Origin of the sequence: Lentzea kristufekii, assembly GCF_033949925.1 — a bacterium.
GTDB lineage: Bacteria > Actinomycetota > Actinomycetes > Mycobacteriales > Pseudonocardiaceae > Lentzea > Lentzea kristufekii.
In genome coordinates, this window is the sequence record NZ_JAXAVV010000026.1 from 43,371 (window position 1) to 67,488 (window position 24,118).

Sequence of the window (24,118 nt, forward strand, 5' to 3'; positions counted from 1 at the left end):
CTCAGGCGTTGGGGCGCTTGCCTCGGTTGGCGCCGCCCTTTTTGCGGTCGCGGCGCTTGCGAGCACGCTTCGACATGGGTTTCTCCTAGGATCAAGAACTGCTTCACCCACCAGTTTCTCATGGAGGAGTTCTGAGCACGCTCACGGACCTGCTGGCTGAGCACACCAAGCTCTCCGGCGCCGCCGTCGACCACCTCCAGCTGGTCGTCGCGGAGTGGCAACTCCTCTCCGACCTGTCGTTCGCGGACTTCGTCATGTGGGTCCCCCTCGACGACGACAAGTTCCTCTGCGTCGCCCAGGCCCGTCCCACGACGGCGCCGACGGCCCACCCGGAGGACGTCGTCGGCAGCGAGGTCGACTCGGAGGACCACCCGCAGCTGCGCCGGGCCATCGACGAGTCGCGGATCTGCCGCGAGGAGGACCCGCGCTGGCACCTGGGCGTGCCGGTGCGGCGCGAGACCATCCCGGTGAGGCTGGGCAGCCAGGTCATCGCGGTGCTGAGCCGCAGCACCAACCTGGCCGTGCCGCGCGTGCCGTCGCCGTTGGAGATCTCGTACCTCGGCAGCGCGGCCGACCTGTGCCAGATGATCGCGGACGGCACGTTCCCCGCGCCCGAACCGTCGCCGGACGTGCACACCAGTCCGCGCGTCGGCGACGGGCTGATCAGGCTCGATCCGTCCGGGGCGGTGGTGTTCGCCTCGCCGAACGCGCTGTCGGCCTACCACCGCATGGGTCACGCGTCAGACCTCGTGGGTGTGCACCTGGCGCCGTTGACGCGCAGTCTCATCGGTGACCCGTTCGACGCCACCGAGGTCGCTCAGCGCATCAGGCAGGCGCTGGACGGCCAGCCGTCGATGCGCATGGAGGCCGAGTCACGGCGCGGTGCCGCGGTGCTGTTCCGTTCTTTGCCCCTTCGGCCGCGCGGACAGGCCGCGGGCGCCATCGTGCTGTGCCGCGACGTCACCGAGGTGCGCCGCCGCGACCGCGCGTTGATGTCGAAGGACGCCACGATCCGCGAGATCCACCACCGGGTGAAGAACAACCTGCAGACCGTCGCGGCCCTGCTGAGGCTGCAAAGCCGCAGGTTGAACAACCCGGAGGCGAAGGAGGCGCTCGCCGAGTCGGTGCGCCGTGTGACCTCCATCGCACTGGTTCACGAGACGCTGTCGATGAGCGTCGACGAGCGAGTCGATCTCGACGACGTGGTCGACAAGGTCATCCCGATGATGAGCGACGTGGCGGTCACCGAGACGCAGGTCAGCGTGCGCCGCGAGGGCGGGTTCGGCATCGTGCCGGCCGAGATCGCCACCCCGCTGGTGATGGTGCTGACCGAACTCGTGCAGAACGCCTTCGAGCACGCCTACGCCCCTGGCCAGCGCGGCGAGGTCGTCGTGCACTCCGAGCGGTCCGCGAAATGGCTCGACGTGACGATCACCGACGACGGCAAGGGCCTTCCGCAGGGTTTTTCGCTGGAACGCACCGATCGGCTGGGCCTGCAGATCGTTCGGACCCTTGTTGATTCCGAATTGAGAGGCTCTTTGAGCTTGCGGCGCAGGCCCCGAGGCGGTACTGAGGCGGTCCTGCGCGTGCCGCTCAGAGGGCGGCGCTAAACTAACGCCGTGCACACGTGGCGACCAGCCTCAGCGGTCTCACGTGGTCATGCGGGAGGGTGTGCAAACAAACGAAGAAGCCCGACACCTGGCACGGTGTCGGGCTTCTTCTGTATAGCTTGTTCGCGGCTAACTGCCTGGTCAGGCGTTGCTGCGGGCCCGCGTGCGGGCGTTGCGGCGCTTGAGGGCGCGGCGCTCGTCTTCGCTCATCCCGCCCCACACGCCGGCGTCCTGGCCGCTCTCGAGCGCCCACGCGAGGCAGTCGGAGACGACGGGGCAGCGGCGGCAGACGGTCTTCGCCTCGGCGATCTGAAGCAGCGCGGGACCACTGTTCCCAACGGGGAAGAACAGCTCGGGGTCCTCGTCGCGGCAGATCGCGCGGTGGCGCCAGTCCATTGGAACTACTCCTCAGCGAGTGGGCGCGCACAAGGGCACGCCGGTTGTCAGCGGTCGTTTTTGGGGTGCTTGTGAATGCTTTCACGAACGGCTGGGATGTCAAGGGGTAACCACTGACCCGGTGAGTGAACTCACCCAAAAGATCGACAGCGTTCACCTGGGGTTTCACGCTCTGCTGTCACTCGACTGCAGTACATCCCGGCTGGGTACCGAGACGGTCACGAACCGATCACGGACTGTCAAGTTCCTTACAGGGCAACAGTCAACGCATCCGGGACCGCCCGGAACTCCACCGCCGTGGTCGTTCCGAGAAAATCTCCGTCAACCTGGAGGTTGGCAGGCTCCTCGCACTTCACTCTGACATAACCCACGTCGTCACGCCGAACGAGATTTCCGCCCTTCGGGTTCCCCGTCGCGAGGACCTGGGCGATGTAGCGCCCGACGGTGGGTACCCGCAAGGTCCTCAAAGCACTCAGGCCGAGGCCGCCGTCGAACGACGTGCTGGGGTTGAGCTGGATCGCCCTGTCGCCGAGGTACGTCCACGGGTCGGTGTTCGACACGAACACCATGCCGACGTCGTCGAACGGCGCCTCGTCCGGCACCTCGACGGTGAAGTGCTGCGGCTTGCGCACGAGTTGCGCGTACGCCTTGACGGCGACGCTTAGATACAGAGCGGGACTCGCGTTGTGGCCCTTGGCACGCTTGCGTTCCACGCCGGCGACGACATCGGCGTCGAGGCCCATGCCCGCGTTGAACGTGAACCAGCGGCCGCCCTCGATGACGTCCGCGAAGACCTGGCCGAGCCCGATGCGGCGCCGGGTGCCGTGCTCGATCGACTGGAGCAGGACGTGCGTGGCCTCCACGGGGTCGCGCGGAATGCCGAGCGCGCCCGCGAAGACGTTGGCCGAACCGCCGGGCACGACGCCCAGCATCGGCGTCTCGGGGCGGGGACCGCCGCGCAGGATGCCGTTGACCGCCTCGTTGACCGTGCCGTCGCCGCCGTGGGCGATGACGAGGTCGAACCCGTCCGCCGCCGCCTGGTGCGCGGCGTCCGCCGCATGGCCGCGGTAGGAGGTCTCTACGACCTCCAGCTTCACGTCGCTCGCGAGTGCGTGCGCCAGCACGTCACGGCCCGCCGGCGTCGTTGTAGTCGCCTGCGGGTTCACCACGAGAAGAGCGCGCACAACTTGAGAGTAAGACAGTGCGTGACCGTCCGCGGCTCGCATGTCCTCCCTCAGGGTGGCTACAGCCTCACGAAAGTGGCGTAAATCTCCCTTCCGTCAGCACCGCGTTCACCTCGCAGCCGAGTGCACCCCGGACGACCGCCGGCTCGCTGAAGGCCCCTTGATCTTCCCGCGCGGGACGTGCTCGGAGAGCCCTCCAACCGGGTGGCCTACGATCCGTGACCAGTACAGAACGTGATGAAAGGTCTCCCGTGACCACTCAGATCCAGGCGCCGCCGCGCGCGGTGCGCATCGCGTCCGCGCTCACCTTCGTGCAGGGTCTGGGCGGCATCGCGCTGGCCGTCGCGCTCGTCGTCCGGGTGATCGGCGGATCGACGCCCGCCGGTCCGATCCTCGGCGCCGCCGGTGTGCTCGTGGTCTGGTTCGGCGGGGTGCTCTTCGCGACGGTCATGTTGTTCCGCGGCCACCACGGCGCCCGCACGCCCGTGATCGTCACGCAGCTGCTGCTGCTCGGCTGCGCCTGGTACGCGTACGGGCCTTCGGAGCAGCAGCTGCTCGGCTCGCTGGGCGGCATCTACTGCGTCGTCGTGCTGGTGTTCCTGTTCACCAACGACGGGCGCAAGTGGGCGATGGGCCTCGACGACGTATCGGAAGGCGACAAAGCCGACTAACGGAGGGTGGTCACAGTCACACGGCCGGGTGAAGCTGTGGGTGGTTGCTTAACCACTCCCTGCACTCACCGAGGTGACCAACCATGCGTTTGACGACCGCGATCGCGGGCGCCGTCCTGGCGGCTCTCTCCCTCGCTCCTGCGACGGCTTCGGCAGCGCCCGAGGACCCGAACATGTCGCCGATGATCATCGGTGGCAGCTACGCGTCGAACTTCCCGTACGCCGCCCGCCTGTTCTTCAACGGCCGGGAGAACTGCTCCGCCACGAAGATCGCACCTCAGTGGATCCTAACCGCTGAGCACTGCGTTTCGGGCAGCGGCACGTACACGTTCCGCGCGGGCAGCCTGGACCAGACCTCCGGTGGCCAGCTGGTCACCGCCAACCAGATCATCAAGCACCCGTCGGCCGACCTCGCGCTCGCGCGGGTCAGCACGTCGATGTCCGCGCCGTTCGCGCCGCTCGGCTCGACGGTCTCGGTCGGCGAGACCGTGAAGATCTACGGCTGGGGTGCCACCTGCACCAACCAGCCGGAGATCAACTGCCAGTCCCGCTACCTGAAGGTCGCGGACACCCGCGTCACGACCACCAGCGGTACTGACTACCGCGGTGGCCAGGCCATCAGCGTGCGCCGGATCGACGGCATCGCCGCCGGCGGGGACTCCGGTGGCCCGATGTTCGCCGACGGCCGGCAGGTCGGCGTCGCGTCCACCTCGAACCGTTCGACCGTCTCGAACTACACCAACATCAACAACTCCGGCTACCGCGCCTGGATCCGCCAGTACGCGGGTGTCTGACACACCCTGATCGACCTGCGGCAACCCTGCGATGGCCCTCGGCTCCGGCCGGGGGCCATCACCCTACGTGACCACTAATGGTGGATGGACACGAACGGAGTAGCCAGTTACCGTGCCTCCAGCGTTCGCGCCGCTCGGGAGCATGTGAGGTGCGCAGTGCAGGACGGCCCGCAGCGGGTGATGACAAACGGCGATTCCGAACGCCCGAATGTGGCTCGCCTGTTCGACTACTACCTCGGCGGAGCGCACAACTTCGCGGTCGACCGCGTGCTGGCCGAGGAGATCATCAAGCGGTTCCCCGTCGCCGAGATGGCGCGCACGATCAGGTCCTTCTCCCGTCGCGTGGTGCGCCTGTGCGTCGAGGAGTACGGCATCCGCCAGTTCCTCGACCTGGGTAGCGGTATCCCGACCGCCGGCAACGTCCACGAGGTCGCCCAGTCGCTCGACCCGTCGTGCCACGTCGTCTACGTCGACAGCGACCCGGTGACCGTGGCCCACGCCCGCACGATGCTGCGCGACAACCTCAACGCCGCGATCGTCCAGTCCGACATCGGTGACGTCGGCGCCGTGCTGCGGCACCCGGAGACGCGCCGCCTCATCGACTTCACCCAGCCGGCCGCCGTGCTCATGGTCGGCGTCCTGCCGTACGTCACGGACGAGCCCGGGGGCGTCATCGCGCGCTACCGGGCCGCGTTGTCCGAGGGCAGCGTTCTCGCACTGACGCACCTCACGAAGGACGTGGAGCCGGAGCTCGTCGGCCGGCTGGTCGACCTCGGGGGCGACATGGGGTCGAAGCTCGTGCCGCGGTCCAAGCAGGACGTCGAGGAGTTCCTCTGCGGCCTGACGCTGCTGGAGCCCGGACTGGTGCTCGCCGCCCACTGGAGGGCGGACGGCGAGCTTCCCGGCACGTCCGCCGCCGCCGACGCGTCGACGTACGGCGCGGTCGGGATGGTCTAGCCGTTCCTGGCTCGCAGCGCCTGACCGCTCGTGGTCGTGCTGTTCGTGACCGAGGTCCCGCTGCTCTTGCGCCACTGCAGGTCGGTCGCGCCCGTGCTGCGTTCCACCTTCACGCCGTTCAGCGAGATGTCCTGCACGCCGTCGGTGGTGAACGCCGGGCGTCCGTCGTTCCTGTCGAACTCGATGGTGCTGTCGAGGAACTTCACGTCGGTCGCGTTGCGGATCCAGAACCCGAAAGCGGGCCGCACGCCGAAGATCCGCGGCGGGTACTCGCCGGACACCTCGGGCGGGCTCTTCACGGCGTCGGACTCCTTGTGGTTGCCCGGAACCGTCAGCTTCACGCGGTCGAACGTCAGGCCGGTGATCTTCGAGTCGGACCGGCCGGAGACGGTCGAGGCGTACTCGGGGTCGCCGGGGATGTCGCGCGGCGCGGTCAGGTTCGTGCCGGTGATGTTCCGGTAGGTGATGTTGCGGATCTTGCCGGTGGGCGGGTTGTCCGGGCAGCGGCCGCGTTTGCCGACGTGGAGGTAGATCGGCGAGCCGGTCTTGGTGAGCTGGATGTTGTCGTAGAGGACGTCCTCGATCACCGCGCCGTCCATCGACACCATGCCCAGGCCTGCCTTGGAGGCGCCGGTGATCCTGAGGTTGCGGAACTGGATGTTCCTGAAGCTGCCGCAGGTCTCCGAGCCGAACTGGACGGCGTTGTTCTCCGTCGACTCGATGGTGGAGTCGCGGACGACGTTGTTCTCGCTGAGGAACGTCCTGCCGGTGGCGTAGTCGCTCTTGAACGCCACGGCGTCGTCGCTGGAGACGATGGTGGAGTTCGACAGCTCGATGTTGGAGCTGTTGATGAAGTTGATGCCGTCGCGGTCCTCCGGGCTGTCGACGGTGATGCGGTCGAGCTTCATCCCGTTGCAGCCGTTGGTGATGATCGCGAAGTGTCCGGCCTCCCGGAACGTCACGCCGGTGATGTTGACGTTCTTGCAGAACTTGAGCGACAGCATCTTGTCGCCCTTGCCCGCAGGGATGTTCTCGCCGGTCTCCAGCTTGTTCGCGCCGTCGATGACACCCTTGCCGGTGAAGTTGATGTTCTCGACGTTCTCGCCCCACAGCAACGCGTTGCGGAAGTGGCTGTGCCCGAAGTCCTGGTACCTGCGGTAGGTGGGGTTGGGTTCCGGCGCGTCGATGCCGCTGCCGGACGCCACGATCCGCGCGCCCTGCTGGAGGTTGATCGTGATGTTGCTCTTGAGGTGGATCGAGCGGGAGAGGTACGTGCCCGGCGGAATTTCGACGATGCCGTTGCCGGCCGCCGAGGCCGCCGCGATGGCCTTGTCGATGGCGACCGAGTCGATCGCCCTGCCGTCGCCCTTCGCTCCGTAGTCCTTGACGTTGAAGCTGGTCGCCTTCGCCACGCCCACCGGTGCCACGACCACCGCTAGTGCGACGAACGCGCCGGTCAGTCGACGCCTCATCGTTGAGAGGTCCTTCCTCGTCCTGCGTCGAGGGCGGCGGCTGCTCGGCGTCTGAAACGTTCTGAAAACGGTTTCAGGGGCGACCATAGTGAAGGCCGGGCCTGAAGTACAGGGTGACTTCGTGGCCCGGCCTTCGAGGTCTTGCTCAGCCCTGGTAGGCGCCCTGCTGGCTCACGAGCGCGGCCGGGCCGCGGTACTGCGCGCCACCGAACGCGAGGATCGCGTAACCGATGATGCTGAACAGCCACAGGCCGACGACGCCGAACACGGCGTCCTTCGCGAACGACTTGGCGATGTCGATCGAGACGATCAGCGCCATGACGATGTTCACGATCGGGATGAGGAACAGGATCAGCCACCAGCCGGGACGGCCCGCGACCTTCAGCCAGACGTAGATGTTGTAGATCGGGATGATCGCGGCCCAGCCGGGCTGACCGGCCTTGGCGAAGACCTTCCACATCACGACGATCGCGAAGACGGCGAACGCGAGGTAGATGATCGCGCCGACGACGCCGATGCCGGTCGAGACGGCGGGGTCAACGGTAGTCGGGTCAGTGCCCACGGTCTTTCCTTCTTTCCACGCTTGCTTTTGCCGGGGGATCGGCGAGCGGGGACGCTGCCAGCACCGTGGACCCGTCCTGAGTGGAATTCCCGTTTCGTGAGCGTTTCGAGACCTTCTGTCAACCTTCAGAGTGAAGAGCCGAGCTTGACCAGGGCCTCGTCCGCGACGCGCATCGTCGTCCACTCGTCCATCGGCACGGCGCCCAGCGACTTGTAGAAGCCGATGCTGGGCTCGTTCCAGTTGAGCACCCACCACTGCAGACGGGTGTACCCCTTCGCGACGCACTCCTGGGCAAGCGCTTCCAGGAGCTGCTTGCCGAGGCCGTTGCCGCGCTGGTCCGGCGTGACGTAGAGGTCTTCGAGGTAGATGCCGTGCACGCCGTCCCACGTCGAGAAGTTGAGGAACCACAACGCGATGCCGACGACCCGACCGTCCACTTCGGCGACGTGGCCGAACAGCGCGGGGCTCTCGTTGAACAGCGCGGTGTGCAACTGTTCCGCGGTGAGGTGGCACTGCTCGGGTGCCTTCTCGTACAGCGCCAGTTCGTGGACCAGTCCCACGACCGCGTCGACGTCACGCGGTTCGACCCGCCGGATCATCACACCTCCCACGCGGGCACGTTGAGCCTGCGCACCTGCGGGTCGCCCCGCTCGTCGCCCAGCTGGCAGATGCCGGCCGGGTCCAGTCCGAAGTGGACGCCCTGGTCGGGCGCGAGGCCCAGCCACGCCGCGATCAGCACGCGGCTGAAGTGCCCGTGGCCGACCAGCACGACGTCGCCGCCGGGCAGGATCTTGCGCACCTCGCCGAGCACCTTGCGCGCCCGTTCCTGCACCTCCGCGTGCGTCTCGCCGTTGGGCATCGGGTGCGACCACACCGTCCAGCCGGCCACGCGCTCGCGGATCTGCGGCGTGGTGATGCCCTCGTAGTCGCCGTAGTCCCACTCGGCCAGGTCCTCGGTCGTCGCACTGACCTCCAGCCCGGCCAGTGCGGCCGTCCTGGTGGCGCGCTGCCGGGGACTCGTCAGCACGAGTGCGGGGGCCTGGTCGGTGCCTCTGAGCCGTGCGAGCGTGGCGCCCGCGCGGCGTGCTTGCTGCTCGCCCTCGGGCGTCAGCTCGATGTCAGTGCGTCCCGTGTGCCTGCCGCTTTCGGACCACTCGGTCTGGCCGTGCCGCAGCAGGTAGAGGTGGGTGCTCACCTGTTCGATCCTAGGCAGTGACCGGGAGCACGTTTGGGGCAGTCCGCCTTCGAGGTATCCAGCGCGCCATGACCGCCGAGCACCCCCACCACGGCGCCTCCGACGAGGTCGACGCCCAGGAGATCCGCGAGGCCTTCGGGGTTCGTGTCGCCCGCATCCGCGCGGAGCTGACCTCGACCTGGAACAAACTGAGTCAGAACGAGCGCGGCACGGACACCAGAGGGCAGTGAGACCGCGCCTCCCCGTGCTCGATTCCGGAAATCCCTGAGCGCTGAACACCGGTGGCATTTCGGCTGTGCTCGAAATGCGGGCGCGTTGCAGGGCCGCCTGCTTTCCTGGGAGGTCCTGATCGCAGTTCTGAGGGGGAATGACGATGGGGTGCGTGCTGGATTGGCAGGGGCTGCCGGAACCACACGGGATCGGGTCTGAGGAGCGTGGCACGCCGATGGGAAGCGTCACGACCGTGCTGGACTCGACCTGGCCCACCACCTTCCGGCCAGAAGGGGATGAAACCGGGATTTTGGGCTGAACGGCGTACTACTCCCGGCTGGTTGTCGTTTTGATTGGCGGATTTCGGGCCAAATTGCGTGCCGTGTGCTGTGCGACGTGGCTAGAACGGAGTGGATCGTCCTTTTGAGGGGGACCCGCACATGCGTCGCACAGTCACTTTTCTGATACCCGTTCTGCTGGCCGCGGTACTACCGGCGCTGCCCGCGTCGGCCGCGCCGGAAACGCCTTCCCCGCCTGGCTGGACCGTCTCCGGAGACGTGATCCGGTGGACCACCCCCACGCCCGTGCCGTTGCTCGACGCGGGCGTGGAGTTCTGGGAGGGCGACCGGTTCCTGGGGCTCGCCCAGGAGTCGGCGAACCTGCGGACCTTCACGTTGAAGGCCGCGGCGGCCGACCCCGCCGCGTTGCAGGTGCGGTCGGCCGGCAAACGCCTGGACGTGGTGCAGCCACCGGCGGCAGGGCTGTCCGTGCCCGAGCTGCCGGCGTTGCAGCCGCAGGCCGACGTGGACCCCGGCAAGCCGGGCCCGTACGCCACCGGCACCGGCGAGTACGCGCTCGACCCGGTCAGGCTGCCCGAGTACGCGGCGCCGATCGAGATGGAGGCCGTCGTCGTCGCGCCCAAGGGTGCGCCGGGCAAGCGTCCGCTCGTGCTCTTCCTGCACGGCAGGCACTTCACCTGCTACAACAAGTCCGATCCGAACCAGATCTCGATGACCTGGCCGTGCCCCAGCGGTTCGACCGCCGTGCCGAGCCACAAGGGATACCTGAAGGCGCAGCAGTTGCTGGCGTCGCAGGGGTATCTGACGGTGTCGATCTCCGCCAACGGCATCAACGCCCAGGACGCGCTGACCGCCGACGCGGGTGCGCAGGGGCGTTCGTCACTGGTGCGCCACCACCTGGCGAAGTGGTCGGACTGGGCGTCCGGCCGGGGCACCGCGCCCGCCGCCGTGAAGTCCGCACCGTCCGCCGACATGGCGAAGGTGCTGCTGGTGGGCCACTCCCGCGGCGGTGAGGGCGTCAACCGCGCCGCCACCGACAGCCTCACCCCGCCGCCCGGCGACACCGGGTTCAGCGGCCCGGTGCGCTGGAACATCCGCGGTGACGTGCTGATCGGCCCCACGATCTTCGGCCACAACCCGGCACCGGACGTTCCCTCGGTGACGTTCCTGCCCGGATGCGACGGTGACGTGTCCGACCTGCAGGGCCAGATCCTCGTGGACCAGACGCGCGGCCTGAGCCGTGGCGACGCGTTGCACAGCGCGCTCTACATGGTCGGCGCGAACCACAACTACTTCAACAGCGAGTGGACCCCTGGCCAGGCCGAGGCGCCGGCGTTCGACGACTTCTGGCCCGGCCAGCAGCCGGACCCGCTGTGCACGCCCGGTGCCCCGACCCGCCTGACCGCCGACCAGCAGCAGACCATGGGCGCCACCTACATCGCGGCGTCCGCACGCCTGTTCCTCGGCCGCGACGAGTCCGTGCTGCCACTGCTCGACGGCTCCGGCGTCCGCGCGCCGTCCGCCGACCCGGCCCGCGTCCTCTCGCACGCCATCGGGGGCGACCGCAGGTCGTTCGTGGTGCCGGACGGTGCCACCGGGGTGTCCGGCAGCGCGCGGATCTGCCAGCAGACGTCCCGCGACGCCGCTGTCGCGTGCAGCGCCACGCGCTCGCCGCACTTCGTCGGGTTCCGAGGCGCAGTGGCGCAACCCGAACGCCTGTCGGTCGCGCTGAAGTGGTCGGCCGCAGGTCAGGCCGGGGTGGTCACGCCTTCCGCGCCGGTGTCGCTGAACGGCTCACGCGACCTGGCACTCCGCCTGGCCGTCCCGCCGAACGCCGCGGCCACCCGCCTCGGCGTCTCGGTGACCGACCACAACGGACGCAAGCACCCGCTCGGTTCCGTCTCGGTGACCGGTCTGCCCGGATCGGACCGCACGAGTTCGTTGTGGGCGCAGGAAGTCCGCGTTCCGCTGCCCCAGGGCATCGGCCGCGCCGCTTCGCTGGAACTGGTTCCCGAATCCGCGTCCGGCGAGGCGTGGCTGATCGACGCCTACGGCTGGGACAAGGGACTGGTCCCGGTGATTCCCACGCGTCTCGCACGTGTCGACGCCGCCGTCACAGCCGTCGACGAGGGCGACTCCGGCACGCAGACCCACAACATCGTCGTCACCGCGACCGGCAACGGCACCCGCGTGATCAGGCTCTTCTACAACGAGCCCGGCAACAAGCCCGCGACGAGGCTCGTGACGCTCAAGCCGGGCGAGCACCGCGCCGAGGTGCCGGTGACCTACACCGGCAACACGAGGTGGGGCAGCGACGTCCGCCACCCCGTGTCGGTGCAGGCGATCTCGAACGCGGTCGTCGGCTCCGCGCTCGGCGGCCTGCTGGTGCGCAACGACGACCCCGCCCCGAAGGTGGCGGTCACCCCCGTCGCCGACAGCGTGGTGGAGGGCGGCGCCCTGAAGTGGAGGCTGACCCTCTCCGAGCCGGTCGACTCGCCGGTCTCGCTCGGCGGAGTGCCGGTGGCACCCGCCTCCGGCACCGAACTGTCCACAACGGACGTCGACCCCGAGTGGCTCCTGCTGAACTCGGGTGAGGCGGCGCTGCCTTCGCGGCCGTTGTCCGCCACTCAGCTCGGGTTCTACGCCTTCATCCCGACGGGCGCGACGTCGTTCGAGTTCGAGGTGCCGACCGTGGCCGACACCGAGACCGAGACCGAGGAGCAGGTCAGGCTGAAGTTCGAGGGCCTCTCGCCCACCGGCACGGACTTCGAGGTGATCGGCAAGGTGAGGGACGCGGCGTAACCGCGCCTGCCCGCAACGACGAACGGCGCCGCCCCCTGTCCGGGGAGCGGCGCCGTTCGGTGAAACCGCAGCGGGGCTCAGCCCTGCTTGGTCTCCCAGAAGATCTTGTCGATTTGTCCGGGAACATGCCCTGAGCTGCGCTAACGGGTCTCGGCGGGGACTTGGGCCGTCTCCGGGCCGTCACTGTGGAGCTGAGCGCGTTGATCTCCTCCCGGAGTTCGGCGACCCTGTTCAGCAGGAAGCGCTTGTCAGCATCTGGCACACCCGCGGATCCGATCCGAGGCTGGACGCGCGCGAGGATGTCTTGCTCCGGCAGCTCGAACGTCGTTGGGCGAGGTGTTTTGTGCAGCTTCAGCAGCAGGCGGCCCAAGGCGCCGACATCACCGCGACCCCCGTTGCGACCGTCGATGTAGCGCCAGAACGTCACGGGGTACCCAGAGACCGAGATCGGCTGATCGAGGTCGTACAGCCGCGCGGCGGGCAAGCCGCTCTCGTGGAGCCAGCTCGCAACCGCCACTTCCTTGACTGCGTCGTCCCAGTGATCGCGACTCCGGGCGATGCGCACAACGGCGGACGAATCCGGGAGATGGAACAAGGCGTTCTCGCCGAGCCGCATCAAGCGCGCATCGGTCGAGTCGATCCCCGTGTGGGCGGAAGCCGCCTTCAGCACAGCAGACACGAGACCAGAGCTGAAAGGCCCATCTGGGATGCCCGCTTCAAGCACGTTGTGCACCTTGCCCACGCTAGAGGTTCGGTTTTTGGCCTGCCAGCTCTTGTAGATGCCCGAAGAGGTCGAGGTTGAACCTCGGGCACCGCCAAACCCCAGCTCAGCGTTACGACATGTCTGGACGCTCACCCGACGCGGCCGCGATAGCAGCCACGTACTCCTCCGTGAGCAACTGGCTGAAGAGGTCTCTCGACTCGGAGTGACTCAAGGCCACGTGGTCCAGGCTCGCCAAGACCCTCCGGCATCGAGACGTGGCCGCATCGTTCTGTGCGAAAACTCTCGCGACATCGCAATCGACGACGGCCGTGGCAGGCATCTTCTCGTATTCGTAGAGCGTGAAGCCGGATGAGGAAGGCAGCTCCTTGCCCGCAGGAACGACGCGAAGTGCCCACGACATGCGCTTGAGCAGCTCCAGTTGATCCATCCGCGTGCGGTCGTCATCGAGCTGCGCTCTGACTGCCGTTTCGTTCACGTAGAACATGCACGTCGGCCGCCTGGGCGCTCGCAGAATGCAACAGCGCTCCTGTTGGGACTGGACGGCAGACCGGATCTGCTCCGGGGTCGCCCCGCACTGCTGGAGCGTGTGCTCCGTGTAGGCGTCAGTCCGAACCAGGTCCGGGATCATCGTCCCGCCATAGCCGGTGATGGTGGTTGCCGTGCGTTCCGCGAACAGGATCGTCGTGGAGTTCGTCGGCTGCTGGGCGAAGTACGGTTCGAAGGCCTGCCGGTAGTGGCCGATGAACTCGGTGATCCAACGTCGATCTTTGCCGCACGCAGTCAGGAACTGAGCGAGGTCGATGTCGGTCGGGTGTACCTTCCCGCGTTCGATGTTGGACACTTTGCTCGGGTCCCAGTCGAGTGACTTGGCGAACTCGGACCCTCTGGCGAACCGCTCCCGCAGGGTTCGGAGTTCGTCGCCGAGCTCGCGGCTCCGCGGCGTGGGTGATACCCGATCCATGCGCTCAGTTGCCTCCGTCTGTCATGGTGCTGGCCGTCTCGGCTATCACCTCTATGGACTGAATCGGACTGAGGGCGACTGTTGCAGTGCTCGGAAGCTCTGGCCGACCAGTTCGCACACAGCCGAGTCTTCGATGTACCGCGCATTGCCGTTGCCCTCCACATACACCGCGTCGCCGTGTTGTCGGTGTGGGAAAGAGAGGTGGATGTACGAGTTTTCTGGCAGAGGCTCGCTTTCGGTCACCTGGACCGTGAAGGACTCGATTTCTGAGAGCCGTATCAGCTGGAGGAGAGCGGCGTTCGTGATCGTCGGGTTGCCGACTACTCGGCGAATCGCATTCCTGCTGATCAAGGCCTTCACGGTAGGGCCGCGCCCTGCCGTTGCAGTCAGGCTGTCCGTCCAGCGAGCCTGCTGCGCTGCCGTGCGTTCCGGGCAGTCAGCCGGATAGGTAGGGCATCCCAGAGCAGTGGCAGAGATCCTGTATTCAGGGGTCTGGAGGAAGCGCGGGATCACGTCCACACCGAAAGCGCAGATCGTCACAGCCTCTAGGTAAGCGTCATCCACATCTCTGGCTGCGTTTAGCTCAACCGAACTGTGCGGCACGTTCGCGTTCCGGGTACGTCCGCTCGCGGCAGTCTCAGCGCGCTTGACCGTCTGCTTCCAGACATGGTTCGGAAGCTCGTAGATGCGCCCGAGAAGCATGATGTCCAGCGGGTCGAACGGCTTCAGAGCGTTCTCGGTCAGGCTGAGCGTCGCAGCCGAGAACCCCGCCCGCTTACAGGCGACAGAGAGACTCAAACCAGCGTCGTTCCGCCACCTTCGCAGCTCGCGGCCGATCGCTCTCTCGGCCATCGACGGATGGAAGATCGTCGTCACCGCGGCCCCAAGCTGTCAGTGGTCCCGTGGCCGCCTATCGCCTGCTCAGGTGGACCTCGCCTTTCGGCACGGTCGGACAAGGTTTCGCCGAGCGCGATAAGGATTCGGCCGAACTCACGCTCGCTTTCCGGCGGCAGGGTCTCCATGACGATGTCGAACGCGATGCCGGGCATCAGCTCCGAGACCTTGCGGAGTCCCGCGACCAGATCGACATCCTCGGGCGACAACACGGTGAGTACTCCTCGACGCGACAGCTGTAGGGCGCCTGACAGCAGCGACGCTAGATCGACTACTGATCAGTAACCCGAGCTGGCGGCTAGGCCTGGCTGGGAGCGCTGCTGCTCAGAGAGGTGCGCCAACACGCGTGGCGAGCCGCGCGGCTTCCGTCGCGACCGAACGCCGAGCCCGCTGTACGAGCGTTCCCAGCAGCTTGTGCGCAGCCGGCCGATGCCTCAGATCCTCGGGTGCTTCCCGTTCAGTGGCGGACAGCATGACCAACGCGCTGCCGTAGTCGCGGCGCTGTACCTGACCCTTGGCCTGGTCAAGGAGGAACGCCACACGACGTTCGATAGAGGGGGAGCGGTCGTGATCGATCCGTTCGGCCAGCCGCAGCCCTTCCGCAGCCGAGCCAGTTTCGACCTCAACGCTGACTGCGTGCATCGCTACGTTCGTTGGACCGAAAACCGTCCACAACGTGTTGCGTTCGCCTGTCTGCTGCGCCAACGGCTCAACTGCCTGCACGCGCTCCCGTGCCCGCCGGACGTCTCCTCGACGTGCGGCCGCAATGGAGCCGACGAGCAGGAGCGCACCGCGGAGCGCGACGGCGTCGAGGTCGTGATCCGTCCAGGCCGTCAGGGCCTCAGCCGCCTGCATCGCGACGTCTTCGGCGCCCTCAGCTTCGCCATCGGCAAGCAAGACCTGAGCCAGGTTCCATTGGGCCATCGCCAACCGCAGCGGGTCGTCTGCGTTCTCGCCGGCACGGATCGCACGATCGGCTGCGAGCAGCGAGACGTCCACCCTGCCCAGCCTCTTGGCAACGCTGCGCAGCAACGCGTATAGATCGGCGGCGCAGCACTGAACCTCTCGCTGATCAACCGCTGAGCTGTTGGCGCGGTCACGCAACGCTTGCTCGGCCTTGATCACGAGTGCCGGAAGCTCCGGGGCGAGTTGGCTGTATCGGGTGGCCGACGTCTGCCAGGTCTGCCAGGCGTCTAAAACGTTGCGGCGCAACGCCTTTACGTCGATGGCTATTGCATCGGACTCCGCAGGCCTGGTGAACGCTCGATACAACGCGTCGCCCGCTGGCTCCCGTCTGGTCGACGTCTTCCGCTTCGAAGTGGAGCTCAACAACTCGTCAGCCGACACGTTCAGCACCTCGGCCAGTTGCTTCAGCACCGTGACCGTGGGGAGCTTGAGCCCGCGTTCAATCTGATAGAGGTAGTCGGGCGTAATGCCCGCCAGTCCTGCGATCACGGTCTTCGGCAGGCGCGACGCGAGACAGCGCAGACGCACTCGGTCGCCGATCATGGCTGCGAGCTGATCGTCCATCCCCACCCCTGCGAAGCGTTGACCTGCACTGACGCTACACCCCAGCGCGAGACCCCAACCGAGTGACAGACTCGAAGCATGATCGCGCCGAACGAGCTGCGACGGCTCGTGCTCTGGGACATCGACCACACGTTGCTTCAGTCTCGCGGCATGGGCCGGGAGATGTACGAGCGAGCGATCCCGAGAGCGTTCGGCCAACCCTTTCAGCAGCTTGCAGACGTGAGCGGTAGGACAGAGGTGGACATCATCGTGGAGACCTTGAAGTTGCACGGGATCGAACCGACCGACGCGGCAACACGCAAGCTCGTGGACGCACTCGTCGACAGCTATGAGGCTGGCCGCGATGAGTTCGCGTTGCGAGCCCGCGTGTTGTCAGGTGCGCGGGAAGCTCTGGCGGCTTTGGAGTCTGAACCGACCGTCCACCAAGGGGTGTTGACCGGGAACCTCCGGGCCGTCGCGCGCATCAAGCTGGTTGCGCTCGGGCTGGAACAGTTTCTCGACCTGGAGACGAGTTCGTACGGAGACGACCACTCGGACCGAGCGGAGCTTGTGACAATCGCCAGGGAACGCGCAGCCCAGCAACTCGACACGCAGTTCGGTCCAAGCGACACGGTGCTCATCGGTGACACACCACGAGACGTGGCCGCCGCTCTGACCGCAGGGGTCCAGATCATCGCCGTGGCGAGTGGGCAAAGCGATGTTGAGGAGCTGCGAGCCGCTGGAGCGATCAATGTGCTCGAAAATCTATCGGACACAGTCCGACTTCAACAGCTGGTCAAATCCTAGGGCGTACAGCTTTCTTCCAAGCGTCGTGACTTGCTGCCCGCTATAGGCTTCGCAGCTAGCCGGACTAGTTCGCCCCGCCTTGAAGCGCTGAGAAGTTGCCGTTGAGTGCGTCCTGAAGCTCGGGATCGTCGAGCCGTAGCGCACCGTCGAAGGTGTGCTGGAGGTTCGCGACGAGCCTAGCCACGGAGTTGCCGCAACAGCCCTGGGTCAGGTAAATGCGCAGCCAGTCGCTACCGATGTCAAGCCTTACCCTGCTGCCGATATGAAGATCTACCGCGTCTACTGTCGCGTAACCATCGTGAATCTCAGGGATTCCCCAGAGCCTGTATGGGTGCCTTGATGAGAACAGCTCTGCAAGGAACCCCGACAGATCCTCAATCTGACGACTAAAGCGCACGCCTATAGGGCCGCCAGTGAGACTTCCTCCGCCGTCGCTGTAGGCGCTATAGCCAATTGACTTCGACTCGCAAAGTAGGACAAACGCCTTGTACCGTTCAACTACGGCGCGAACGAACTGTAGATGGAACTCAAAGCTATTGCCTGTGGCGGCAAAACGGCCCATTCTACTGACGCCCTCTTCGAGGATCCCAAAATCTGGGTCCACCACAGTGTTCTGGACACTGTCGAAGGAGACCGCAGATCGGTACTGCTCGTCTTGGGAAATGTAGTCCAGCAGGCGGTCGGCGCCGTCTCCGTACAGCTGCACCTTTAGGTTGCGGGCGGGCGAACCTGGCCCAAGAAGATTCTGGCCATTGAAGGATGTGCGCACCCGCTTTGGGATGGCGTTCGGCCACATGTTTCGAAGATGGTTCGAAGGTAGCCAGATCCAGTCAAGCTCTCGATACCGCTCGACCTGCTTCTTCAGGAAGCTGTTCGCGGTGCGCATCGAGATGCCGGTATGGACGCTCCAAAAGCGTTCGTCCAGCTGATCTACCCAGACGATGCCATCTGGCAGATGGAGGCGGTACAGATAGGCGTCTGCCGTCTTCTCAAGAGCGTCCTTGCCGACCATGTGAGCAAGGAAGTCTTCCGGCTCTTCCGTGTGGGCCTCGATGATGAACGTCTTCGTGGGCGAGCTAGGGCTGGGATCCAACTCGCGCGACATGTCAGCTCTGGTGATCACAGCTCCTCCTCCCCGGTCTCGCCACTGTCATCATCCACCTGGTCGAGCACCGTCAACAGGTCGAGTTGGTTGGGGTCCACCTTCTGGACGGCCCTGCGGCGGTTTCTGTCACGGGCCAGTGCTTGGTACGCCTGTGTGCGACCGCGAGGGTCGTTGTCTTCAGGTGTCTTGAGCAGGAGCACCGTACCTGGATCGTTCGATGCTGTCCGCCTGATCTCGAACGTTGAAGGATCTTCGCGAGCTACTTCCTCCGCAGCTTGCCGGACCTTCTTGATGATCGTGTTCTTGGTAGTGAGCGGGTACCACGCGAGGTAAGGGACGACGTCCTCCGCGAGATGCGGTACGCCGACTCGGTCCTTCCGGCGTGCCAGAGCAGCGACGAGTTCGGCCTTGACCGGGCTTGTGTACGCCTCGACGGGAGACTCGTGATCAAGTTCGATCAGACGTGGCAAAGGTCCGTTCAGTGTCACGCGTGTCCGGGGGAACATGCTCAGCAGAAGTGGTGACGCGACGTCGGGAAGATCGAACCCGATCGTGTGACCGCCAACTGCGATGACCGGGAAGAAGAGCTTCTCAGCGTCCAGGCCCTGGCGGATGCGATGAAGATGCTCCTCTAGGCAGGCGTAGACGGGCTGCACCGTCGGTTCGATCCGATGGCGCATCGTCACGTTGCTGGCGGTCACCAGTGCCCTGGGATCCAAGACCGCATACCGCTGAGCTTGGGACACCTCAATGTTGCTACCCGACTTGCTCTCAACAGGGACTAGCAACGCGCTGTCAGGATGATGTAGGAGAGCGTCGACGACGACGTTTCCCTTGGGCGTCCTTACGGGGATCTCTAGACCTTCGAGGACGAAGCCGGCCTCATGGAGGGCTGCGTGGTTGATGTCGTGAGGCTTGAGCAGCCCCAAGACACCGTTCAGCGGACGCAACCGAGGTTCCAAAACCAATGCTCCAAGTCTCTCCGTGATCAGAACCACGGTACTTGGCAGAGATGGACTCGTGCGCATCTGACCATCTGTGTGCGTCGGAGCGGCACCGGCGTTCAAAGTTTCTTTCCTTCATCAAGGCGGCCCCCTGCGGGGGCCGCTGGTCGCTCGTGCCTGCATCCGTCGCGGAGTTCAGCCCCGAAAGGTGTTGTTCGGCGCCTCCAAGCGGGCCTGGCGGCCCGCGTCGGCGCCGACGCGGCAACCGGGGCTGTCCGCGACGGACGAGATCACGACCAGCGGCCCCCGCAGGCGACCGCAACACGCGAACTCGATGCAGGGTCTTGCCGCTGCTGATGCTGGAGACTGCACGGATGTCGACGAAGCCGGACGGGCTCCTAGTCAAGATTCAGGCGGGCGTCCTGGATGAGCAGACGTCCCTCTCATCGTTGCTGCAAATGTGCATCGTCCTCGGAGGTCACACGGGGTCTGACAAGTTGCGTGCGTGGGCCCGCGAGGAGATCAACGGCTACGCCTCAGTGGACGGGATGCCGGAGTATTGGAAGGTCTCGGCAGCCCTATACATCAAGGTCGTGAGCAGGTTCAACGAGTTCGATCAGATGATCCCGCCCGCTCAGATGCCTCTTAAGGTCCGGCAAGCTGGCTGTGGCAGCGCAGCGCCTGTAGCCGCTGGCGTCGGCGAGCTCGAAGCGTTCGTACAAGGTGGCGACGAGAAGATCTCGATCATCGACACCGACAATCAGTCGCGCCTCGTGGCCGAGTTCAATGCAGAGGCCGAAGCTCAAGGTGCCCTGCACCGTGCGCAGCGAGTCACAGTGGTCTATTGGATCGTTCCAGCTGTTGTCATCAAGGGACTGCTGGTGCGTGTTCGAACGACGCTTGCGGAGCTGGTTGCTGACCTGGTGAACGCGCTTCCGGCCGGCCAGGCGTTGCCAGACAAAGCCAGCACAGACCGTGCAATCCATTTGGCGATCGAAGGCAGCGGCAACTTTGTTACGGTGGTTGGGAGCCAGCGTTCGGAGGGGAACTCGACGGTAACGACCACCGCTCCGCAGCCACCGCCTCTCGCAGAAAACTGGTGGAAGCGTCTGCGAAAGCGCGGATGGATCGTTGCGTTGTCGACGTTCGTCGCTGCCGCTGTCGGAGTGTTCGCATGGCTGGGATGGAAGCCCTGGGAGGGCTAATCGGCGGGACCGGTTGATCTGCCTGCTGGGCGAGCGCCTAAGCGCTGTCGGACTGCGTTGGCTTCATCGCCACGGTCAAGCCCATCAAGCACCGTCACTACGGTCCGATAGGCTGCGGCCAGGTGTTCATTGAAGATCTGTGGCCATTTCGCGGCAAGTCGGCTGTAGATGTCGATCGCCTCGTTCACCGCCAGCAGTGCCTCGGATAGCGCTGTTGATGAGGGCTCTGATTTATTGATCTGACTCTGAGCCAACGCTAAGCAGGATAATGCGAGGTTAGGCATGTGGGCGGCGGGATCTGCCGCGGCAAGCGGGCGGTACAAGTCGACAGCTTCACGGGCCGGTTCTAAAGCAGCCTCTTTCTCGCCGGTCGCAGCCAAATGCACTCCGAGGTTGATTAGACTCGAGGCAAGGTCGGGCAGGTAAGCTGCAGGATATAGCTCGGCGAGTGCTCGACGGATGGTGACAGCCTCCTGAGTCGCGTTCAAAGCGTCCTGGTGCTTACCGGCTCCCGTCAATCGAGTACCCAAGTTATTCAGGCTGCCGGCGAGGTTGGGCATGTGGGCGGCGGGATCTGCCGCGGCAAGCGGGCGGTACAAGTCGACAGCTTCACGGGCGGGTTCCAAGGCGCCCTGTCTGTCACCTGCTTCGGCCAGCCGGTTGCTGAGGTTGGTCAGGCTCCCGGCGAGCTTGGGGAGGTGTCCGCTCGGGTCTGCCTCGACGAGTTGCCGGTACAGCGCGACTGCTTCCTGGCTGGGTTTCAAGGCAGCCTGTTTCTCGCCAGCGCCGGCCAAGTGGTTGCTGAGGTTGTTCAGGCTCATGGCAAGGTTGGGCATGTTGGCGGCGGGGTCTGCCTCGACGAGTTGCCGGTACAGCGCGACTGCTTCCTGGCTGGGTTTCAAGGCAGCCTGTTTCTCGCCAGCGCCGGCCAAGTGGTTGCCGAGGTTGTTCAGGCTCATCGCAAGGTTGGGCATGTGGGCGATGGGGTCTGCCTCGACGAGTTGCCGGTACAGCAGAACGGCTTCGCGAGCAGGCTCCAACGCGGCCTGCCTCTCACCTGCTTCGGCCAACCGGCTACCGAGGTTGTTCAGGCTCATCGCAAGGTTGGGCACGTAGGCGATGGGGTCTGCCTCGACGAGTTGCCGGTACAGCAGAACGGCTTCGCGAGCAGGCTCCAACGCGGCCTGCCTCTCACCTGCTTCGGCCAACCGGCTACCGAGGTTGTTCAAGCTCAACGCAAGGTCGGGCAGGTACGCCGCGTGATCGACCGCAGCGAGCTGCCGATGCAACACCACGGCTGCCCGGCTGGGTTCCAAGGCGGCCTGTCTGTCACCTGCTTCGGCCAGCCGGTTGCCGAGGTTGCTTAGGCTTGTGGCGAGGTCGTGCAGATGGGCGACGGGGTCCATCTCGGCGAGTTTGTGACGGATAGTGACGGCTTCCTGAGTGGGATTCAAGGCAGCCAAGGTATGACCCGCCTCGCTCAACCGGCTGCCGAGGTTGTGCAAGCTTGCTCCGAGGCTAGGCAAGTGGGCGGTGGGGTCTGCCTCGGCCAGCCGGCGGTACAAGAGGACGGCCTCGCTAGCGGGCTCTAGAGCGGCCTGTTTGTGACCCGCCAAACCTAAGTGGTTACCGAAGTTAGTCAGGCTCAACGCAAGGTTGGACAGGAAGGCGGGGTCCTCCTCAGCGAGCTTGCGGTACGAGAGGACGGCTTCACGAGCGGGCCCTAATGCGGCTTGTTTGTGACCTGCCGAACTCAATTGGTTGCCGAGGTTAATCAGGCTTCCGGCGAGATCGGGCAAGTGCTCGCCGGAGTCCGTCTCAGCGAGCTGCCGGTACAAGAAGACAGCTTCTCGGCTGGGTTCCAAGGCGGCCTGTTTCTCACCAGCTGCAGCCATTTGGCTGCCGAGATTGGTCAGACTCATGGCAAGGTCAGGCATATAAATGGCGCGATCGACTGCTGTGAGCTGGCGGTACAACACAACGGCCTTACGAGTGTGCTCCAACGCCGCTTGTCTCTCACCCGTCGCCGCCAACCGAATACCGAGGTTGTTCAACAGACCGGCCTGCTCGCTCTTAGCTGCATGACGAGGAAGCGTGTCTAGCAGATGTTGGGTTAGGTGCAGCATTGGCCGAAGCAGATCCGTGCGATACGAGTGCAGCTCGTTCATAACGGTCATGCACACATGACGCGGGGCATGTCGGATCAAGGTCTCAATCAGGGGATCGCTGGCGTGACTAGCCAACGCAGGCTGCTCAAGTAGAACAGACCACATGACCTGCCTGGCGTGCTCATGCCGATCGGCTGTGGCGGCTAGCACGATGAGGCATCGACGCACCGAGGCCGGATCTGGCACAGATGCTTGCGGATGCGGCGTCAGCACCTGGGCCAGCATGGTTGCAGCGCGGGGCTGTTCGACGAGGTAGCCAGCGATGAAATCCTCACCAAACCGGTCAGGGCGAAGGGGAGTCAGCGCGGGTTGCTGAATCGTCGGTTGACGACCGGCCACGGTTGGCCCTTCTGGGTAAAGCCGGTCATGCCAGGCCAGCACAGCGCGGGCAGTCAGCCCCGACGCTACTTGAGCATGGCTGAGCAACGCGTACGCACTATCGGCGTTGCTCAGCGGCCCGAACAAGGTCGCCAGGAAGACACTGGCGGTTGCTTGTGCGCGCGTGATACCGGAGTCCGGGTCGGGCGCGTGTCCAGGCCAAAACCGTCCCTCATGCCGCAGCAAGTAGCTTGAGAGTTCGTTCAACCCTGGGCGGCGCTCATGGTCGCGCGCAGCACATACCGCAGCCAATGCGCTCATGTGCAGAATTAGCGGAGATCCATAGTCTGGATCAGACAGATCCGGCGGAACCAACTCCTCGACGTCAAGCTCCAGCCGGGTTTGGAATGCCATCGTCGCATCGTTGAAGGCCTCAAGCCGCTCTGCGGCGGTGGTGGTCAGATCCTTCAGCTCAATGGGAACCCACAGTTCGGTAGGTGCCCGATCCAACTGCGCCTCCAGGTGAGACCACAGATCTATCCGCGATCGCGCTAGCAACAGCACGCGAACCACCCTGCCGGGGAAGTCGACCGGCAAACTCGTGAGAAGGCGCACCAGAGCGTCAGCATCCCACCGCTCGGCGTAGTCGATAGCCACCAGCACACAACTGAGCTCCTCGGCGCCGTCCACTGTGGCTGGTGTAGGGGCGGGGGATGGCGTCGTGGGTTCGGCTAACAGAGCGCGTGGTGCGGTGGCCCGGTGTATCGCGTGAGCCACCGCCCAGCCAGCGAGGTAAGCCTGACCAGCAAATGCATTCACGAGTCGGGTTTTGCCCAAGCCACCCGGTCCGTGCACGAGCAGGACCGACATCGGCACGCCGGGCTCATCTCGCCATTCCAGCAGCTGTTCCTGTACTGCCGCCCTAGGCCGATATGGCACTACCTCCTCGCGCGCATCCAGCAGATAGCTTGGTGTACGTCGGCGCCGAGGGACCCAGGTGTCACGGACAGCTGGCTCCAGCCATTGGAGCTGATAGTCCGGCCGGTCTAGCGCTAAGGCGACGCTGCCGCTGACTGAGCCGATCTGGATGTTGGGCCCGTTGATCCACGAGTTGGTCACCGAATGGTCAGGGTGTCCCATCGTCACTCCGGCTGATTTCCACGTTCCCACCAGCCGAACCGATCTGGATGTTGGGCCCGTTGATCCACGAGTTGGTCACGGACTGTCCCGGCGGCGGGGTATCCGAACCCGTTGTCGCACCCTGCGACCGGAGCATCCACCACGAGACTCCGGCGGCAGCGAGGGTCAAACCAACGACGCTGATCCACGCC

At 65.5% G+C, this 24,118-nt stretch carries 23 protein-coding genes; 8 read left to right on the top strand and 15 right to left on the bottom strand.

Going from position 1 to position 24,118, the window contains the following annotated elements:
• Position 1 precedes the first annotated feature (1 nt).
• Complete coding sequence (locus tag SK571_RS46510) at positions 2 to 76, bottom strand: 50S ribosomal protein bL37 (protein WP_369809028.1); 75 nt, start codon at positions 74 to 76, stop codon at positions 2 to 4.
• Between the two features lie 55 nt (positions 77 to 131).
• Here SK571_RS46510 and SK571_RS37700 point away from each other — a divergent pair, with 55 nt between their 5' ends.
• Positions 132 to 1,610, top strand: a complete 1,479-nt coding sequence (locus SK571_RS37700) for a histidine kinase N-terminal domain-containing protein (protein ID WP_319988967.1) — start codon at positions 132 to 134, stop codon at positions 1,608 to 1,610.
• A gap of 141 nt (positions 1,611 to 1,751) precedes the next feature.
• On the opposite strand, the gene SK571_RS37705 is transcribed toward SK571_RS37700, so the two are convergent.
• Positions 1,752 to 2,006, bottom strand: coding sequence for a WhiB family transcriptional regulator (locus tag SK571_RS37705; RefSeq protein WP_015104912.1), 255 nt, complete (start codon positions 2,004 to 2,006; stop codon positions 1,752 to 1,754).
• Between the two features lie 248 nt (positions 2,007 to 2,254).
• Complete coding sequence (locus tag SK571_RS37710) at positions 2,255 to 3,190, bottom strand: diacylglycerol/lipid kinase family protein (RefSeq protein ID WP_319988899.1); 936 nt, start codon at positions 3,188 to 3,190, stop codon at positions 2,255 to 2,257.
• Between the two features lie 251 nt (positions 3,191 to 3,441).
• Here SK571_RS37710 and SK571_RS37715 point away from each other — a divergent pair, with 251 nt between their 5' ends.
• The 3 genes from SK571_RS37715 to SK571_RS37725 all read left to right on the top strand — a co-directional run bounded on the left by SK571_RS37715 (position 3,442) and on the right by SK571_RS37725 (position 5,612).
• Positions 3,442 to 3,861 carry a hypothetical protein gene (locus tag SK571_RS37715; RefSeq protein WP_319988900.1) on the top strand — a complete coding sequence of 140 codons (420 nt, stop codon included), beginning with the start codon at positions 3,442 to 3,444 and terminating at the stop codon, positions 3,859 to 3,861.
• A gap of 83 nt (positions 3,862 to 3,944) precedes the next feature.
• Entirely contained in the window at positions 3,945 to 4,655 is a 711-nt protein-coding gene (locus SK571_RS37720) for a S1 family peptidase (RefSeq protein WP_319988901.1), read from the top strand.
• A gap of 180 nt (positions 4,656 to 4,835) precedes the next feature.
• Positions 4,836 to 5,612: an SAM-dependent methyltransferase gene (locus SK571_RS37725; RefSeq protein WP_319988902.1), complete on the top strand. Its 777-nt coding sequence runs from the start codon at positions 4,836 to 4,838 to the stop codon at positions 5,610 to 5,612.
• On the opposite strand, the gene SK571_RS37730 is transcribed toward SK571_RS37725, so the two are convergent.
• From SK571_RS37730 to SK571_RS37745, 4 genes are all read right to left on the bottom strand, one after another.
• Entirely contained in the window at positions 5,609 to 7,084 is a 1,476-nt protein-coding gene (locus SK571_RS37730; protein ID WP_319988903.1) for a glycoside hydrolase family 28 protein, read from the bottom strand. The two genes, SK571_RS37725 and SK571_RS37730, sit on opposite strands and share 4 nt — an antisense overlap.
• A gap of 145 nt (positions 7,085 to 7,229) precedes the next feature.
• Positions 7,230 to 7,646, bottom strand: a complete 417-nt coding sequence (locus tag SK571_RS37735; protein ID WP_319988904.1) for a DUF5684 domain-containing protein — start codon at positions 7,644 to 7,646, stop codon at positions 7,230 to 7,232.
• 125 nt (positions 7,647 to 7,771) lie between these two features.
• On the bottom strand, positions 7,772 to 8,245 hold the full coding sequence (locus SK571_RS37740; RefSeq protein ID WP_319988905.1) for a GNAT family N-acetyltransferase: 474 nt from the start codon (positions 8,243 to 8,245) through the stop codon (positions 7,772 to 7,774).
• Positions 8,245 to 8,841 (bottom strand): histidine phosphatase family protein, encoded by a 597-nt coding sequence (locus SK571_RS37745; RefSeq protein ID WP_319988906.1) that lies wholly within the window; start codon positions 8,839 to 8,841, stop codon positions 8,245 to 8,247. The genes SK571_RS37740 and SK571_RS37745 overlap by 1 nt, the downstream gene beginning before the upstream one ends.
• Positions 8,842 to 8,909: 68 nt before the next feature.
• Between SK571_RS37745 and SK571_RS37750 the strand changes: the two genes are divergently transcribed.
• Together SK571_RS37750 and SK571_RS37755 are read left to right on the top strand one after the other, a co-directional pair.
• The gene (locus tag SK571_RS37750) at positions 8,910 to 9,071 is read left to right on the top strand and encodes a hypothetical protein (protein WP_319988907.1); all 162 of its coding nucleotides are present in this window, start codon (positions 8,910 to 8,912) and stop codon (positions 9,069 to 9,071) included.
• Between the two features lie 420 nt (positions 9,072 to 9,491).
• Positions 9,492 to 12,152 (top strand): alpha/beta hydrolase family protein, encoded by a 2,661-nt coding sequence (locus tag SK571_RS37755; RefSeq protein WP_319988908.1) that lies wholly within the window; start codon positions 9,492 to 9,494, stop codon positions 12,150 to 12,152.
• On the opposite strand, the gene SK571_RS46515 is transcribed toward SK571_RS37755, so the two are convergent.
• From SK571_RS46515 to SK571_RS37775, 5 genes are all read right to left on the bottom strand, one after another.
• Positions 12,076 to 12,768, bottom strand: a complete 693-nt coding sequence (locus SK571_RS46515) for a phosphotransferase (RefSeq protein ID WP_406602092.1) — start codon at positions 12,766 to 12,768, stop codon at positions 12,076 to 12,078. The two genes, SK571_RS37755 and SK571_RS46515, sit on opposite strands and share 77 nt — an antisense overlap.
• Before the next feature lie 217 nt (positions 12,769 to 12,985).
• Entirely contained in the window at positions 12,986 to 13,837 is an 852-nt protein-coding gene (locus SK571_RS37760) for a helix-turn-helix domain-containing protein (RefSeq protein WP_319988909.1), read from the bottom strand.
• A 51-nt stretch (positions 13,838 to 13,888) separates the two neighbouring features.
• On the bottom strand, positions 13,889 to 14,713 hold the full coding sequence (locus SK571_RS37765; RefSeq protein ID WP_319988910.1) for a Scr1 family TA system antitoxin-like transcriptional regulator: 825 nt from the start codon (positions 14,711 to 14,713) through the stop codon (positions 13,889 to 13,891).
• Positions 14,710 to 14,943 (bottom strand): hypothetical protein, encoded by a 234-nt coding sequence (locus tag SK571_RS37770; protein ID WP_319988911.1) that lies wholly within the window; start codon positions 14,941 to 14,943, stop codon positions 14,710 to 14,712. The genes SK571_RS37765 and SK571_RS37770 overlap by 4 nt, the downstream gene beginning before the upstream one ends.
• Before the next feature lie 112 nt (positions 14,944 to 15,055).
• Positions 15,056 to 16,261 (bottom strand): helix-turn-helix domain-containing protein, encoded by a 1,206-nt coding sequence (locus tag SK571_RS37775; protein ID WP_319988912.1) that lies wholly within the window; start codon positions 16,259 to 16,261, stop codon positions 15,056 to 15,058.
• A gap of 78 nt (positions 16,262 to 16,339) precedes the next feature.
• Between SK571_RS37775 and SK571_RS37780 the strand changes: the two genes are divergently transcribed.
• Positions 16,340 to 17,047: an HAD family hydrolase gene (locus SK571_RS37780; RefSeq protein WP_319988913.1), complete on the top strand. Its 708-nt coding sequence runs from the start codon at positions 16,340 to 16,342 to the stop codon at positions 17,045 to 17,047.
• Between the two features lie 64 nt (positions 17,048 to 17,111).
• Here SK571_RS37780 and SK571_RS37785 read toward each other — a convergent pair whose 3' ends face one another.
• A complete protein-coding gene (locus tag SK571_RS37785) occupies positions 17,112 to 18,170 on the bottom strand; it encodes a hypothetical protein (protein ID WP_319988914.1) in 1,059 nt (352 codons plus the stop codon).
• Positions 18,167 to 19,081 carry a hypothetical protein gene (locus SK571_RS37790; RefSeq protein ID WP_319988915.1) on the bottom strand — a complete coding sequence of 305 codons (915 nt, stop codon included), beginning with the start codon at positions 19,079 to 19,081 and terminating at the stop codon, positions 18,167 to 18,169. Before SK571_RS37790 ends, SK571_RS37785 begins: the two co-directional genes overlap by 4 nt.
• Before the next feature lie 359 nt (positions 19,082 to 19,440).
• Here SK571_RS37790 and SK571_RS37795 point away from each other — a divergent pair, with 359 nt between their 5' ends.
• Positions 19,441 to 20,301 carry an AbiTii domain-containing protein gene (locus SK571_RS37795; RefSeq protein WP_319988916.1) on the top strand — a complete coding sequence of 287 codons (861 nt, stop codon included), beginning with the start codon at positions 19,441 to 19,443 and terminating at the stop codon, positions 20,299 to 20,301.
• Here SK571_RS37795 and SK571_RS37800 read toward each other — a convergent pair.
• Complete coding sequence (locus SK571_RS37800) at positions 20,298 to 23,477, bottom strand: tetratricopeptide repeat protein (RefSeq protein ID WP_319988917.1); 3,180 nt, start codon at positions 23,475 to 23,477, stop codon at positions 20,298 to 20,300. The genes SK571_RS37795 and SK571_RS37800 overlap by 4 nt on opposite strands.
• Between the last annotated feature and the right edge of the window lie 641 nt (positions 23,478 to 24,118).